The organism is Streptomyces afghaniensis, assembly GCF_044327915.1.
GTDB classification, from domain to species: domain Bacteria; phylum Actinomycetota; class Actinomycetes; order Streptomycetales; family Streptomycetaceae; genus Streptomyces; species Streptomyces afghaniensis.
The window spans coordinates 21,008-35,821 of the sequence record NZ_JBIRGJ010000001.1; the positions used below are offsets into that span (position 1 = coordinate 21,008).

Annotated in this window: 12 protein-coding genes and 1 pseudogene; 7 read left to right on the plus strand and 6 right to left on the minus strand. The window is 72.6% G+C overall.

Annotated features, from left to right (window positions below; translation table 11 throughout):
• Positions 1-5: 5 nt before the first annotated feature.
• On the minus strand, positions 6-4,928 hold the full coding sequence (locus tag ACH4G3_RS00085) for an ATP-dependent helicase (protein ID WP_397622299.1): 4,923 nt from the start codon (positions 4,926-4,928) through the stop codon (positions 6-8).
• A gap of 92 nt (positions 4,929-5,020) precedes the next feature.
• Between ACH4G3_RS00085 and ACH4G3_RS00090 the strand changes: the two are divergent.
• From ACH4G3_RS00090 to ACH4G3_RS00100, 3 genes and pseudogenes are all read left to right on the plus strand, one after another.
• Positions 5,021-5,989, plus strand: a pseudogene (locus ACH4G3_RS00090) (AraC family transcriptional regulator); the annotation flags it as partial.
• Entirely contained in the window at positions 5,875-6,597 is a 723-nt protein-coding gene (locus ACH4G3_RS00095; RefSeq protein WP_397622300.1) for an AzlC family ABC transporter permease, read from the plus strand. The pseudogene ACH4G3_RS00090 and the gene ACH4G3_RS00095, both read left to right, overlap by 115 nt.
• Complete coding sequence (locus ACH4G3_RS00100; protein WP_397622301.1) at positions 6,594-6,902, plus strand: AzlD domain-containing protein; 309 nt, start codon at positions 6,594-6,596, stop codon at positions 6,900-6,902. Before ACH4G3_RS00095 ends, ACH4G3_RS00100 begins: the two co-directional genes overlap by 4 nt.
• Here ACH4G3_RS00100 and ACH4G3_RS00105 read toward each other — a convergent pair whose 3' ends face one another.
• Entirely contained in the window at positions 6,903-7,847 is a 945-nt protein-coding gene (locus ACH4G3_RS00105) for a hypothetical protein (protein ID WP_397622302.1), read from the minus strand.
• Between the two features lie 79 nt (positions 7,848-7,926).
• On the opposite strand from ACH4G3_RS00105, the gene ACH4G3_RS00110 reads away from it, so the two are divergent.
• From ACH4G3_RS00110 to recX, 4 genes are all read left to right on the plus strand, one after another.
• The gene (locus ACH4G3_RS00110; protein WP_397622303.1) at positions 7,927-8,121 is read left to right on the plus strand and encodes a DUF3046 domain-containing protein; all 195 of its coding nucleotides are present in this window, start codon (positions 7,927-7,929) and stop codon (positions 8,119-8,121) included.
• An 84-nt stretch (positions 8,122-8,205) separates the two neighbouring features.
• Positions 8,206-9,519, plus strand: coding sequence for an AI-2E family transporter (locus tag ACH4G3_RS00115; RefSeq protein WP_397622304.1), 1,314 nt, complete (start codon positions 8,206-8,208; stop codon positions 9,517-9,519).
• A 229-nt stretch (positions 9,520-9,748) separates the two neighbouring features.
• Entirely contained in the window at positions 9,749-10,873 is a 1,125-nt protein-coding gene (recA, locus tag ACH4G3_RS00120; RefSeq protein WP_037672698.1) for a recombinase RecA, read from the plus strand.
• Between the two features lie 3 nt (positions 10,874-10,876).
• Positions 10,877-11,767: a recombination regulator RecX gene (gene recX, locus ACH4G3_RS00125; RefSeq protein WP_397622305.1), complete on the plus strand. Its 891-nt coding sequence runs from the start codon at positions 10,877-10,879 to the stop codon at positions 11,765-11,767.
• A gap of 61 nt (positions 11,768-11,828) precedes the next feature.
• On the opposite strand, the gene ACH4G3_RS00130 is transcribed toward recX, so the two are convergent.
• The 4 genes from ACH4G3_RS00130 to ACH4G3_RS00145 form a co-directional block, all read right to left on the minus strand.
• Positions 11,829-12,254 (minus strand): rhodanese-like domain-containing protein, encoded by a 426-nt coding sequence (locus tag ACH4G3_RS00130; protein ID WP_397623339.1) that lies wholly within the window; start codon positions 12,252-12,254, stop codon positions 11,829-11,831.
• Between the two features lie 17 nt (positions 12,255-12,271).
• Positions 12,272-12,859, minus strand: coding sequence for a cupin domain-containing protein (locus ACH4G3_RS00135; protein ID WP_397622306.1), 588 nt, complete (start codon positions 12,857-12,859; stop codon positions 12,272-12,274).
• A 100-nt stretch (positions 12,860-12,959) separates the two neighbouring features.
• Positions 12,960-13,121, minus strand: coding sequence for a putative leader peptide (locus tag ACH4G3_RS00140; protein ID WP_397622307.1), 162 nt, complete (start codon positions 13,119-13,121; stop codon positions 12,960-12,962).
• Between the two features lie 18 nt (positions 13,122-13,139).
• Positions 13,140-14,747 (minus strand): FAD-dependent monooxygenase, encoded by a 1,608-nt coding sequence (locus ACH4G3_RS00145; RefSeq protein ID WP_397622308.1) that lies wholly within the window; start codon positions 14,745-14,747, stop codon positions 13,140-13,142.
• Positions 14,748-14,814 lie beyond the last annotated feature (67 nt).

Sequence of the window (14,814 nt, forward strand, 5' to 3'; positions counted from 1 at the left end):
GACGATCAGGCGCGCAGCCGGAGGCCTCGGGGGGTCGCGATGAAGCCCGCTCCTTCCAGGAGGGTGCCGATGGGGGAGGTCAGGGCCTGGGCGCCGTTGACGCGCTCCACCGTGACCGTGCCGAGGGAACCCGCGCGGGCGGCTGCGGCGAGGGCCTCGGCGGCGGTGTGCAGTCGGGGGTCGTCGGTGGGGTCGCCGTCCGGGGCGGTGGTCCAGGCCAGCAGGGTCTTGCCGCCGCGCTCCATGTAGAGCGTCAGCTCGCCGTCGACGAGCACCACCAGGGAACCCGCCTTGCGGCCCGGCTTGTGCCCGGCGCCGGTCGGGGTCTCGGGCCAGGCCAGGGCGGCGCCGTACGCATTCGCCGGATCGGCGGCGGCGAGGACCACGGCCCGGGAGCCGGGGTCCGGCCGGTTGCGGCGGCCCGGGGAGCCGTGGGCGTACGGTGCCCGTCCGCCGTTCTGCCAGGGCGAAGGGTCCTGCGGGGCGTAGTCCCGGGGCGAAACGTACTCGTCCCTGGACGGCTGAGGGCCCGGGGTGACGTAGGCGGGGCCGAGGCCGGGGAAGCCGTCGGGGCCGGGGTCGCCGGGGTGGTCGTTGGACGGGAGCGAGTCGTCCTGTCCGGCGAAGTCATGGGTGGGGAACGGATCGAGGCCGGGGCCCGGAGGTGGGCCGGGCAGGTCCTCACCGCGGTCGCGGGCGTTGAACACCGCGCGCAGGCGGTCCACGGCACCGTCCATCGCGAACTGGGCGGCGCCGAGGCCCTCCACGACGTAGCCACGGCGGGCCTGGCCGCTCTCCTCGAAGGCGGACAGGACGCGGTACGTCGCCGAGAAGCCGCCCTCGACGCCCTCCGCCGAGACCGCGCCCCTGGTCACCACGCCGTGCCGGTCCAGGAGGGTGCGGGCGAGGGCGTGGGCCCGCACCGTGGGGTCCGGCTCGTGGGCCGGGAGCAGGGACCAGCGGCCGGCCACGGTCGGCGGGCCGGACCGGGAGGCGGGGCGGGCCGCGGCCGTCAGGGAGCCGTAGCGGCCGCGCGGGACCGTGCGCTTGGCGCGGTGGGCCGTGGAGCCGGCGGTGCGGCCCGAGCCGAGCAGGGAGCGCATGGGAGCGAGCGTGTCGTTGGTCAGGCGTCCGGACCAGGCCAGGTCCCAGAGGACGTCGGCCAGTTGGGGGTCGGTGGCGTCGGGGTGGGTGGTGGCGCGGACCTGGTCGGCGATCTGGCGGAAGAACAGGCCGTAGCCGCCGGAGAGGGTGTCCAGGACGGACTGGTGCAGAGCGGTCAGCTCCAAGGGGTGCGGGGGCGGCAGGAGCAGCGGGGCCGCGTCCGCCAGGTAGAGGGAGACCCAGCCGTCCTTGCCGGGGAGGGAGCCCGCCCCGGCCCAGACCACCTCTCCGGCGGCGGTGAGCTCGTCCAGCATGGCCGGGTTGTAGTTCGTGACGCGGGAGGGCAGGACCAGCTTCTCCAGGGCGGAGGCGGGCACGGACGCGCCCTGCACCTGCTCGATGGCGCGCACCAGGCCGTCGATGCCGCGCAGGGAGTGCCCCTTGCCGATGTGCTGCCACTGGGGAAGGAACTGGGCGAGTGCGGCCGGCGGCACCGGCTCCAGCTCATGGCGCAGGGCGGCCAGGGAGCGGCGGCGCAGCCGGCGCAGCACGGCCGCGTCGCACCACTCCTGGCCGATCCCGGCCGGGTGGAACTCGCCCTGGACGATCCGGCCTGCTGCGGCCAGCCGTTGGAGGGCGCCCTCGGTGACGGCCACGCCCAGGCCGAAGCGGGATGCCACCGTGGTCGAGGTGAACGGGCCATGGGTGCGGGCGTAGCGCGCGAGGAGGTCGCCGAGCGGGTCCTTGACGGGCTCCGTGAAGGCCTCCGGGACGCCGACCGGCAGGGCGGTGCCCAGCGCGTCGCGCAGCCGGCCCGCGTCCTCGATCGCCGCCCAGTGGTCGCTGCCCGCGATCCGGACGCGGATGGCGCGCCGGGCGCCGGCCAGTTCCTGAGCCCATTGCGGTTCGGCGCCCCGCTCGGCCAGTTCCGCCTCCGTGAGCGGGCCGAGGAGGCGGAGGAGGTCCGCGACGCCCTCGGCGTCCTTGACGCGGCGGTCCTCGGTCAGCCACTGAAGCTCCCGCTCCAGCTCCGTGAGCACCTCCGCGTCGAGCAGCTCGCGCAGCTCCGCCTGGCCCAGCAGCTCGGCCAGCAGCCGGGAGTCCAGCGACAGGGCGGCGGCACGGCGCTCGGCGAGCGGGGAGTCGCCCTCGTACAGGAACTGGGCGACGTAGCCGAAGAGGAGGGAGCGTGCGAAGGGGGACGGCTCGGGAGTGGTGACCTCGACGAGGCGCACCTTGCGGGACTCCAGGTCGCCCATCAGCTCGACGAGCCCGGGCACGTCGAAGACGTCCTGGAGGCACTCACGGACCGCCTCCAGGACGATCGGGAACGAGCCGAACTCGCTCGCCACCTGGAGCAGCTGGGAGGCGCGCTGGCGCTGCTGCCACAGCGGTGTGCGCTTGCCCGGGTTGCGGCGCGGGAGCAGCAGCGCGCGGGCGGCGCACTCGCGGAACCGGGCCGCGAACAGCGCCGAGCTGCCCACCTGGTCGGTGACGACCTGGTCGACCTCGCCCTTGTCGAAGACCACGTCCGCCGCGCCGACCGGTGCCTGTTCGGCGTCGTACTCCCGGCCCGTCTTCACCGGCTCCTGGTCGAGCAGGTCCAGGCCCATCAGGTCGGCGTCCGGCAGGCGCAGCACGATGCCGTCGTCGGCGTGCATGACCTGCGCGTCCATCCCGTAGCGCTCGGAGAGCTTCGCGCCGAGCGCGAGGGCCCAGGGGGCGTGCACCTGGGCGCCGAAGGGGGAGTGCACGACCACGCGCCAGTCGCCGAGCTCGTCGCGGAAGCGCTCCACGACGATCGTCCGGTCGTCCGGGACGTGTCCGCAGGCCTCCCGCTGCTCGTCCAGGTACGACAGCACGTTGTCCGCCGCCCAGGCGTCCAGGCCGGCGGCGAGGAGGCGCAGGCGGGCGTCGTCCTTGGGCAGTGAGCCGACCTCGCGCAGGAACGCGCCCACCGCCCGGCCCAGCTCGAGCGGACGGCCCAGCTGGTCGCCCTTCCAGAAGGGCAGCCGGCCCGGCACGCCCGGGGCCGGGGAGACCAGGACCCGGTCGCGGGTGATGTCCTCGATGCGCCAGGAACTCGTGCCGAGCGTGAAGACGTCGCCGACGCGGGACTCGTAGACCATCTCCTCGTCGAGCTCGCCGACCCGGCCGCCGCCCTTCTTGGGATCGGCGCCGGCGAGGAAGACGCCGAAGAGGCCGCGGTCGGGGATCGTGCCCCCGGAGGTGACGGCGAGGCGCTGCGCGCCGGGGCGGCCCGTGATCTCGCCCGTGACGCGGTCCCACACCACGCGCGGGCGCAGCTCGGCGAAGGCGTCGGACGGGTAGCGGCCGGCCAGCATGTCGAGGACCGCCGTGAAGGCCGACTCCGGGAGCGAGGCGAAGGGGGCGGCCCGTCGGACGGCGGCGAGGAGGTCGTCGAACTGCCAGGTGTCCATGGCCGTCATCGCGACGAGCTGCTGGGCCAGGACGTCCAACGGGTTGGCGGGGACCCTGAGGGACTCGATGGCACCGGTACGCATGCGCTCCGTGACCACCGCCGCCTGGACCAGGTCGCCGCGGTACTTCGGGAAGACCACGCCGGTGGAGACCGCGCCCACCTGGTGGCCCGCCCGGCCGACGCGTTGCAGGCCGGAGGCCACCGACGGGGGCGATTCGACCTGGACCACCAGGTCGACCGCGCCCATATCGATGCCCAGTTCGAGACTGGAGGTGGCCACGACCGCGGGGAGGCGGCCCGCCTTCAGGTCCTCCTCGACCAGGGCACGCTGCTCCTTGGACACCGAGCCGTGGTGGGCACGGGCGATGACCTGGGGTGCGCCCTGGGCGGCTCCCGAGCCGCCCATGAGCTCGGCGGGGGAATGGTGCTCGTCGAGGGTCTCGCCCGTGGCCCGTTCGTACGCGATCTCGTTCAGGCGGTTGCACAGGCGCTCCGCGAGGCGGCGGGAGTTCGCGAAGACGATCGTGGAGCGGTGCGCCTGGACGAGGTCGGTGATCCGCTCCTCCACATGCGGCCAGATCGACGGGCGCTCGGCGCCCTCCGAGCCGTCCGCCACCGGGGAGCCGCCCAGCTCGCCCAGGTCCTCGACCGGGACGACCACGGAGAGGTCGAACTCCTTGCCCGACTCCGGCTGGACGATCTCCACCTTGCGGCGGGGCGAGAGGAAACGGGCCACCTCGTCGACCGGGCGGACCGTCGCGGAGAGGCCGATGCGGCGGGCGGGCTTCGGGAGGAGGTCGTCCAGCCGCTCCAGGGAGAGCGCCAGGTGGGCGCCGCGCTTGGTGCCCGCGACCGCGTGCACCTCGTCGAGGATCACCGTCTCCACGCCGGTCAGTGCGTCGCGCGTGGCCGACGTCAGCATCAGGAACAGCGACTCGGGGGTGGTGATCAGGATGTCCGGAGGGCGGGTGGACAGGGCGCGGCGCTCGGCGGCCGGGGTGTCGCCCGAGCGGATGCCCACCTTGACCTCGGGCTCGGGCAGGCCCATCCGTACGGATTCCTGGCGGATGCCGGTCAGGGGGCTGCGGAGGTTGCGCTCGACGTCCACGGCCAGGGCCTTCAGCGGGGAAATGTACAGGACCCGGCAGCGCTTCCTGGGGTCGGCGGGGGGAGGGGTCGAGGCGAGCTGGTCCAGGGCGGCGAGGAAGGCGGCCAGGGTCTTGCCGGAGCCGGTGGGGGCGACGACCAGCACGTCCGAGCCCTCGTGGATGGCCTGCCACGCACCGGACTGGGCCGTGGTGGGCGCCGAGAAGGCGCCCGAGAACCAGGCGCGGGTCGCGGGGGAGAAGCCGTCCAGGGGTCCGGGTGCTTTGCTGGGCATGCGTCCATCGTGCACCCCGGCACTGACAACGGGAGGCCGCCGCGGTTCCGCCTGCCGTTTCGCGGTGGGCCGGGGGACCGGACAATGGCCGTATGAGCGAGCGCGCGCGGCACTGGCAGTACGACGAGCTGCCCGGGGTGGACCTGCTGCGGGCCCGGTACGTGCGCAAGACGTTCGTGCGGCATACGCACGAGAACTTCGTGATCGCGGCCATCGCCGACGGGGTGGAGGTCTTTCACCACGGCGGGGGCGACCAGTACGCCGGGGCCGGGGCTCTCGCCCTGGTGAATCCGGACACCCCGCACACCGGGCGGGCCGCTGTGCCGGAGGGGTGGCGGTACGGGGCCGTGTATCCGCCCGTCGACGTGGTGGCGGAGATCGCGGCAGAGACCACTGCGCTTCGGGGGACGCCGGGGTTCGTCAGCCCTGTGCTGGACGACCCGTACGCCGCAGGGCTGGTGCATCAGGTGCTGCGGGCCGCGGACGAGGGCAACGCGCTGGCCGCGGACACACTGCTGCGGGTCGCCGTGACCAGGTTGCTGCGGCTGAACGGCGGGCCCATGCCGCAGCGGCAAGTGCGGACGGCAGGGGTCCGGATCGCGGCACGCGCGCGTGCGGTCCTGGAAGAGCGAATGGACCGGCCGCCGAGCCTGGAGCGGTTGGCGGCCGATCTCAAGACCAGTCCCTTCGCCTTGTTGCGGGCCTTCCGGGACGCCTACGGGATGCCGCCGCACGCGTGGCTCACGGATGCGCGGGTACGGCGGGCACGGCGGCTGCTGGACCTCGGGACGGCGCCCTCGGAGGTCGCCGTGGCCGTGGGATTCACCGACCAGCCGCATCTCAACCGGCACTTCAGCCGGATCGTCGGTGTGCCTCCCGGGGCCTATCAGCGGGAGCGCAAGAACGTACAAGACCTGCGGTAGCGGCTCCTCGTAGCGTGCGGGGCGTGGCAGATCGGACAGTTCTCAGAGATGCAGAGACCGGTGGGAAGTCGGACCGTGCCGTCGTGCGGGACGCCCTGGGCGTCGGGGTGGCCGTCGGGCTCTCCGGGTTCGCCTTCGGGGTGACATCGGCGGGGAGCGGGCTCACGCTGATGCAGACATGCGCGCTCAGTCTGCTGGTGTTCACCGGGGCGTCCCAGTTCGCCCTCGTGGGAGCGCTCGCGGCGGGAGGCGGCCCGTTCACGGCGGCGGCCGGGGCCTTCTTCCTTGGGGTGCGGAACGCCTTCTACGGCCTGCGTCTGTCGCAGTTGCTGGCCCTCCCGCGCGCGGTGCGGCCGTTCGCCGCACAGTGGGTGATCGACGAGACGGCCGCCGTCGCGCTCGCGCAGCCCACGCGGCGCGGTGCGCGGATCGGGTTCCTGGTCACGGGTCTGAGCCTGTACGTCCTGTGGAACCTCACCACGCTGCTCGGAGCATTGGGCGCCGAGGCCATCGGGGACACCGACGCCTGGGGGCTCGACGCGGCGGGACCCGCGGTGTTCCTGGCGCTGCTCGCGCCGATGCTGAAGACCGGCACCGAGCGGGCCGTCGCCGGGCTCGCCGTGCTGCTGGGGCTCGGGCTGCTGCCCGTGCTGCCCGCTGGTGTGCCGGTTCTGCTGGCCGCGCTGGCGGCGCCGGTCGTGCTCTGGGCGGACGGCCGTCGCAAGGCAAAGGGGGAGCAGGAGTGAACGTCTGGATCGCGATCGGTGTGACCGTCCTCGGGTGCTACGCCGTCAAACTGGCCGGGCTGCTGGTGCCCGCGGGGGCTCTCGAGCGGCCCGTCGTGCAGCGGCTCGCCGCGTTGCTGCCCGTCGCGCTGCTGGCGGCCCTCACGGCCCAGCAGACCTTCGCCGACGGGCAGACGCCGGCCCTGGACGCGCGGGCCGCCGGGCTCGGAGCCGCCGCCGTGGCACTGATGCTGCGGGCGCCGTTCCTGCTCGTCGTCGCGGCGGCCGTACTGGTGACCGCGGGAGTGCGGGCCATGGGGGCCTGATCAGCCGATGCCGCGGCCGTACGCGCCGAGTGTGCGCAGGGCCTCGATCGTCACCGCAGGGCGGGCCTCCAGGGCGGGGGCCGAGGCCCAGTGGCGCCAGCGCACGGGCCAGCCGCCGTCCTCCTGCTGCTGGGCCGCGAGGTGGTCCAGGGAGCGGGCCATCTCGTCGTCCGTGAACCACTCGCGCGCGAGGGAGCGCGGTGTCCTCGCGTAGTCGTACGGGAAGTGGTGCTCGCCCGGGGCGTAACCGGGGGAGACCGGGTACGCGTCCAGGTTCTCGGGGTCCAGAGCGGCCAGGCGGTGTTCGCGGACCAGGCGGCCCAGGCGGTCTGCGGCCGCCTCCGCGCGCGGGCGCTCCGGGGCGGAGTCGAGGAAGGCCACAGCGGCCTCGATCTCGTACGGATGGGACTTCTCCAGGGACTCGACCGCCTGCCAGCAGAAGTCCGTGGCCCGGAACAGCCAGGCGTGCCACACCTCGTTGCGGTGCAGAAGCCCCACCACCGGACCGGTGGCCAGGAGGGCGCTGGGCGGGTCGTCCACGACCGGCACGAAGGGCGCCGTCGGGTAGCCGCGCTGGCTCGGGTGGATCGCCGGGAGGGCGCCGTCCGCCGTGGAGACGGACGTCAGATAACGGCACATCCGTTCCACACGCTGGCCGGCGCAGCGTCCCACGGCGTCCAGGACGCGCAGGGCGTGGGCGGTGTGCAGCGGCTGGCTGACCGGGCCGCGCAGATCGGGCTCCAGCGCGTGGCCGTACCCGCCGTCCTCGTTGCGGTAGGCGTCCAGGGCGGTCTCCACAGGGTCGGCGGCGCCGCCCCGGAAGTGGTGGGCGAAGAGGCGCTGCTCGAGCACGCGCGCGGTGAGCCAGACGAAGCGTTCCGCACGCGTCACGGGGGTGTGCGGCGGGGGCGACTGGGGCAGTGAGGGAGCTCCTGTTTCGGCCATGGGTCAGACCGTAGGGCGGAAAACGGCGCCGGCAGGCGGTCCCGGCTCAGGCCACCCCCAGGGGCGGGATACTGGAGTCATGCGGTTGACGGTCTTCTGGCAGCGGATGGCGGAGCACTTCGGGCAGGGCTACGCCGACACCTTCGCGCGCGACCATGTGATGTCGGAGCTCGGCGGACGCACCGTCCACGAGGCGCTCGACGCCGGCTGGGACGCCAAGGAGGTCTGGCAGGTGGTGTGCGCGGTGATGGACGTGCCGAGGGAGAAGCGTTGACCAGTCGTGGAGACCGCTGAGCGACGGCCCACGAAGATCGCAGGCGGGCAGACGGCTGTCGGTGGCGTGGGTGAGACTTGGTGCGTGGCACCCACTGACGAGACCGGGCAGGAAGCCCAGCAGTCCTCCCCGTTCGGTACGACCCCGCCCGCCCCGCCCCCCACCGGTGGCGACGCCGGGCCGAACGGCCGCATGCCGCGCTGGCTGCCGCGCGCCTTGGTGCTCGCACTCGCCCTCGTCGCCGCGTTCCAGCTGGGCAGTTGGGCCTTCCACCAGCTCACCGGACTGCTGATCAACATCCTCATCGCGTTCTTCCTGGCGCTCGCCATCGAACCGGCGGTGAGCTGGATGGCCTCGCGCGGCATGCGCAGGGGACTGGCCACCTTCATCGTCTTCATCGGCGTGATCATCGTGGCGGCGGGCTTCGTCACGCTGCTCGGTTCCATCCTCGCGGACCAGATCATCAAGATGATCGAGGGCTTCCCGGGTTACCTCGATTCCGTCATCAACTGGATCAACACGCACTTCAAGACCGACCTGAAACGCGTGGACATCCAGGAGGGCCTGCTCCGTTCGGACTGGCTGCGCAACTACGTGCAGAACAGCGCCACGGGCGTCCTGGACGTGTCCGCCCAGGTCATCGGGGGTCTCTTCCAACTGCTGACGATCGCGCTGTTCTCGTTCTACTTCGCCGCGGACGGCCCGCGACTGCGCCGCACGATCTGCTCCCTCCTGCCGCCCGCCCGGCAGGCCGAGGTGCTGCGCGCCTGGGAGATCGCCGTCAACAAGACCGGCGGCTACATCTACTCGCGCGGCCTGATGGCACTGATCTCCGGCATAGCGCACTTCGTCCTCCTGCAGGCCCTGGACGTGCCCTACGCGCCCGTGCTGGCCGTGTGGGTGGGCCTGGTGTCGCAGTTCATCCCCACCATCGGCACGTATCTCGCGGGCGCGCTGCCCATGCTGATCGCGTTCACGGTCAACCCCTGGTACGCGCTGTGGGTGCTGATCTTCGTGGTGTTCTACCAGCAGTTCGAGAACTACGTGCTCCAGCCGAAGCTGACGTCCAAGACCGTCGACATCCACCCCGCGGTCGCCTTCGGCTCGGTCATCGCGGGCACCGCCCTCCTGGGCGCCGTCGGCGCGCTGATCGCCATCCCCGCCATCGCCACGCTCCAGGCGTTCCTGGGGGCGTACGTGAAGCGGTACGCCGTCACGGACGACCCCCGGGTGCACGGTCATCGCCGACGCGGGGAGGGGCCGAGCCTCGTCACGCGCGCGAGGCAGCTGTGGGTACGGCGGACAGAGACGGAGCGGCCCGAGGGCGGGCGGCCCGAGCGTGGGGGCTCCGAGGACGGGCCGTCCGATGACGGGGGCTCCGGGAACAGCCCGGCCTGAGTCGCTGTGCCCTGTCGCGGAGGTGCCGCGTGGTGCGCTTGACACGAAAATCGAACATCCATTCTTATGGAGTCTCCGGCGAAGCTCAACGACGGGCATTTCGACGTACTTTGGGTGGAGATGTGCCCGAGTTATCCACAGGCCGGACGTGCGTCGGGGCGCATTGTCAGTGGCAGGCGTTAGCGTCTTTGACGTGAAGCGATCGACTCAAGCAAATCGGGTGGAACCCATGGCAGGAACCGACCGCGAGAAGGCCCTGGATGCCGCTCTCGCACAGATTGAACGGCAATTCGGCAAGGGCGCGGTCATGCGCATGGGCGACCGGACGAAGGAGCCCATCGAGGTCATCCCGACCGGGTCCACCGCCCTCGACGTGGCCCTCGGCGTGGGCGGCCTGCCCCGCGGCCGTGTCGTGGAGATCTACGGACCGGAGTCCTCCGGTAAGACCACCCTGACCCTGCACGCGGTGGCGAACGCGCAGAAGGCCGGCGGCCAGGTCGCATTCGTCGACGCGGAGCACGCACTCGACCCCGAGTACGCGAAGAAGCTCGGCGTCGACATCGACAACCTCATCCTCTCCCAGCCGGACAACGGCGAGCAGGCCCTGGAGATCGTGGACATGCTGGTCCGCTCCGGCGCCCTCGACCTCATCGTCATCGACTCCGTCGCGGCCCTCGTCCCGCGCGCGGAGATCGAGGGCGAGATGGGCGACAGTCACGTGGGTCTGCAGGCCCGCCTGATGAGCCAGGCGCTGCGGAAGATCACCAGCGCGCTCAACCAGTCCAAGACCACCGCGATCTTCATCAACCAGCTCCGCGAGAAGATCGGCGTGATGTTCGGCTCACCGGAGACCACGACCGGTGGCCGGGCGCTGAAGTTCTACGCCTCGGTGCGCATCGACATCCGCCGCATCGAGACCCTGAAGGACGGCACGGACGCGGTCGGCAACCGCACCCGCTGCAAGGTCGTCAAGAACAAGGTCGCGCCGCCCTTCAAGCAGGCCGAGTTCGACATCCTCTACGGTCACGGCATCAGCCGCGAGGGTGGCCTGATCGACATGGGCGTGGAGCACGGCTTCGTCCGCAAGGCCGGCGCCTGGTACACGTACGAGGGCGACCAGCTCGGCCAGGGCAAGGAGAACGCGCGCAACTTCCTGAAGGACAACCCCGACCTGGCCAACGAGATCGAGAAGAAGATCAAGGAGAAGCTGGGCGTCGGCGTGCGTCCCGAGGAGCCGGCCGCCGAGCCGGGCACGGACGCGGCGGTCTCCCCGGCACCGGCCGAAGCTGCGGCGGTCCCCGCCCCGGCGCCGGCAAAGTCCGCCAAGTCCAAGGCCGCCGCAGCCAAGAGCTGACCCGTGACACGACGAACCGACTGGGCGGAGTACGAGTACGCCGCCTCCGGTGCCCCACGGGGGAGGGGCACCGGAGGAGAGACGGGCTCGGCCGTGGACGGGGAGGACGGGCACGGGGACGACCGGCTGTACGGAGATGACGGGCCGTTCGGAGATGACGGGCCGTTCGGAGACGACGGGCCGTACGGAAGGGTCTCCCAGGGCAGCGGCTCATCCGGCAGCGGCCCATCGACGGGAGGCGCACGCGGAGGCGGCTCATCCAGGGACGGCTCGCGTGGCGATGGGCCGCCTGGAGGGCGCGGACGTGGGCGTCGCCGGCGCGGCTTCGGCGCGGGGGATGCCGAGGACGGAGGTTCCCTCTCCTCGTCGAGGGCCGAGGAGGGGGAGCCTCCTGGGGACCCGGTCGAGCAGGCTCGGGCGATCTGCCTGCGCCTGCTCACCGGGACCCCGCGGACCCGCAAGCAACTCGCCGACGCCCTGCGCAAGCGGCAGATCCCGGACGACGCCGCCGAGGAGGTGCTGTCGCGGTTCGAAGAAGTCGGCCTCATCAACGACGGTGCCTTCGCGGACGCCTGGGTGGAGTCCCGGCACCACGGCCGAGGGCTGGCCCGGCGTGCGCTCGCCCGGGAGCTGCGGACCAAGGGCGTCGACTCCATGCTGATCGACGAGGCCGTCTCCCAGCTCGACTCCGAGCAGGAGGAGGCGACCGCGCGGGAACTCGTCGCGCGCAAGCTCCGCTCCACGCGTGGGCTCGACCGGGACAAGCGCCTCCGCCGCCTCGCGGGCATGCTCGCCCGCAAGGGCTACTCCGAGGGCATGGCCCTGCGCGTGGTCCGGCAGGCGCTGGAGGAGGAGGGCGAGGACACCGAGTTCCTCGGGGACGAGGGGGTCTGAGGCGGAGGCTGAGGCGAGGGCGAGACCCTCGTGGTGCCGCGCCCGCTGCCGAGCCGCGTCGTCACACCACCGGAAGCCCCGCCGCCCGCCAAGCCTGGAACCCGCCGACCAGATCGGTGGCCCGGCGCAGTCCCAGCTGGTGCAGGGACTGAACCGCCAGGCTGGAGGCGTACCCCTCATTGCAGAGCACGACGACGCGCAGGGCGTGGCTCGTGGCCTCGGGGAGACGGTGACTGCCCTGCGGATCGAGGCGCCACTCCAGCTCGTTGCGCTCGACGACGAGGGCGCCGGGGATCAGGCCGTCCCGTTCACGCAGGGCCGCGTAGCGGATGTCCACCAGCAGTGCGTCACCGGCCAGGGCGGCCTCGTACGCCTCCCGCGGTTCGATCCGCTCGTAGCCCTCCCGTACGCGCTCCAGCAACTCGTCGATGCCGACGGGACGCTGGACACCACCACCACCACTGCTGCTGCCGTTGCCGTCGCTCACCCGCTCGTGTGCCGCGCTCACTGCCAGTCCTCCGGTCGTTCCACCTGTTCGAGCCGCAGGATCGACCCGCTGCGGCTGTAGCGGCGGATCTGCGGCAGGGGCGGGTAGTAGGCGTGGACGGAGATCGCGTGCCGGTCGGGGGACTCGTTGAGCACCTCGTGGACGTGGTGGCGGCCGAAGGCGCGGCCCTGGCCCGACGACAGTCGGCGTTCACGATCGACACCGTCGCTGAGTTCCAGGGTCTTCCAGCCGTCGGTGGGCAGCCGCGCAGCGAGCGAGTTCTCCTTGAGCTCGCCCGACGCGGTCAGGAAGGCGCCGACGGAGTCAGCGTGGTCGTGCCAGCCGGTGCCCGTGCCGGGCGGCCAGCCGATCAGCCAGGCCTCGCTGCCGCCGGGCCCCTCCAGCCGCACCCAGGTGCGGCCTTCCGGGTCGAGCGGCAGAGAAGCGATCAGCTCGGTGTCGGCGGCCGTACGCCGCACGAAGTCGAAGAGGTCGGCCTGCGTGGGCGCCGAAGCGGCGGACGAGGCGGAAGGGGAGCCGTCGGAGGATCCGTGAGCGGAGCCGGAAGAGGAGACAGCGGGGGACGCGGAAGGGGATACAGACACGGGTGCCGTCCTGAAGGTCCTGATGAGGGTTCGCGAATCAGGCGCGTCGGCCGCGGCAGACAGAGCGCGGCGCGCGCCCATGAGGAAGAGGGATGCGAAGTCAGCAGGACGGGCGACACACGCAGCCCGCATAGCGGACGAGGTCCATATGGACCCTCCGCCACAGGCGCACACAGGTGTCGGTCACGCATCGGAGTACACCATGGCCGCCCTGACCGGTCAACTCACTGTCACCATGCGGACGCACGGTGACAGTGAGCACGTCACCGCGATGCCGACGTCAGCGAGAGCCGGCCGACGCGCCGGCTTCGGCCTGCGTCTTCACCGGTCCGCCCACCGTGGCCTCCGCCGCCGCGTACAGGTCTTCCGGGCGCACTCCGCTCAGCGCGGTGACGAGGTGACCGTCCGGGCGCACCAGGAGCACCGTGTGCGCGGCAGCACCCGGATAGCTCTCGGCGACCAGCAGTTCGGCGGGGTGCGGCAGCGCCGTGACCGCGGCCGCGAGCCGGGGCATGATCCCGGCGCTGACCCAGTGCTTGCGCTCCCACACACCCGTGCCCGGCGCGATCAGCACCACGAGCAGCGCGCCGCGGCCGAGCCGGTCCCGCAACCGTACGAACGTGCCGTCCTCCGCGGTGACCCGTACGTCGGTGACCGGCGCTCCGGGCGGTGTGTCGACGGGGGTCTCTCCTTCGAGGCGTCGGGGCGCGAGGGGCGAGTCGGCGTACGCCCCCGGCGCGCCGAGCTGACCGTGCCCCAAGTGGCCGTCCGTGAGGAGCGCGTCATGGCCTCGGGACGAGCCGGGGACGTACGAACGCAGACCTCCGCCGCCGCGCAGCAGTGGCAGCGCCTGGTCGGCGGCGCGCAGCCGGGCGGCGACGACCGCCCGGCGCTCGGTCTGGTAACTGTCGAGGAGCGCCTCGTGCGGCCCGTGGTGCCAGGCCACTGCCAGCTTCCAGGCGAGGTTGTCGGCGTCCCTGAGGCCCTCGTCAAGACCGTGCGTACCCAGCGCGCCGAGCAGGTGGGCCGCGTCCCCGGCGAGGAAGACGCGGTCGGCGCGCCAGCGGCGGGCCAGGCGGTGGTGGACCGTGTGGACTCCGGTGTCCAGCAGTTCGTACGGCGGGGTCGTGCCGCCCGCCCAGCCGGCCAGAGTCTCCCGGATGCGGGTCAGCAGAAGCTCAGGGGTGACCAGGTCCTTGCCGGGCGGCAGGAGCCAGTCCAGACGCCAGACGCCGTCCGGCAGCGGGCGCGCGGTGACCTCGCCGGCCGAGGGGCCCGACATGCGCCACGGCGGCATGCGGTGCAGCAACGCCTCGTCGTGCCAGGGGAGTTCCGTACGCAGGGCGGCGACGGCGTGACGTTCCACCGCCGTACGGCCCGGGAAGCGGATGTCCTGGAGTTTGCGCACGGTCGAACGGGGGCCGTCGCAGCCGACCAGGTAACTTCCGCGCCAGTACGTCCCTTTGGGGCCGCGGGTGTGGGCGGTGACGCCCGAGGATTCCTGTTCGATGCCGTCGAGGCGGCTGTCCACGGCGACCTTGACGAGCCGTTCGCGCGCGAGGGCGGAACGCAGGATGCCTGTCAGGATGTGCTGGGTGATGTGCAGCGGGATCGGCTCGCTGCCGTCGAAAAAGACCTCGCGCATCACCTGCTTGCGCCGTACCGACCGCCATCCGGCCCATTGGGCACCGACCTGGTCCAGGGGCACATCGGTCAGGCGTTCCATGAGGGCGGCGGTGTCCTCGCGCAGGACGACGGTGCGCGCCGCACGGGGTTCGTCCTTGCCCGGCCCCTCGTCGAGCACGACGCACGGCACCTCCTGACGCGCCAGCGCCAGGGCGAGCGTGAGCCCGACGGGCCCCGCTCCGACAATGATCACCGGGTCCACGGCGCGGCGCCCCCTGCCCGTGGTGTTGTCCTGAGAGACGTAGGTGAACAGGAAGTTGGAGCAGGGT

Bases quoted from the DNA above. Each gene is read 5' to 3' on its own strand.
- ACH4G3_RS00085 (WP_397622299.1), bottom strand. From the start codon at position 4,928: ATGCCCAGCAAAGCACCCGGACCCCTGGACGGCTTCTCCCCCGCGACC.
- ACH4G3_RS00105 (WP_397622302.1), bottom strand. From the start codon at position 7,847: ATGGCCGAAACAGGAGCTCCCTCACTGCCCCAGTCGCCCCCGCCGCAC.
- ACH4G3_RS00110 (WP_397622303.1), top strand. From the start codon at position 7,927: ATGCGGTTGACGGTCTTCTGGCAGCGGATGGCGGAGCACTTCGGGCAG.
- recA (WP_037672698.1), top strand. From the start codon at position 9,749: ATGGCAGGAACCGACCGCGAGAAGGCCCTGGATGCCGCTCTCGCACAG.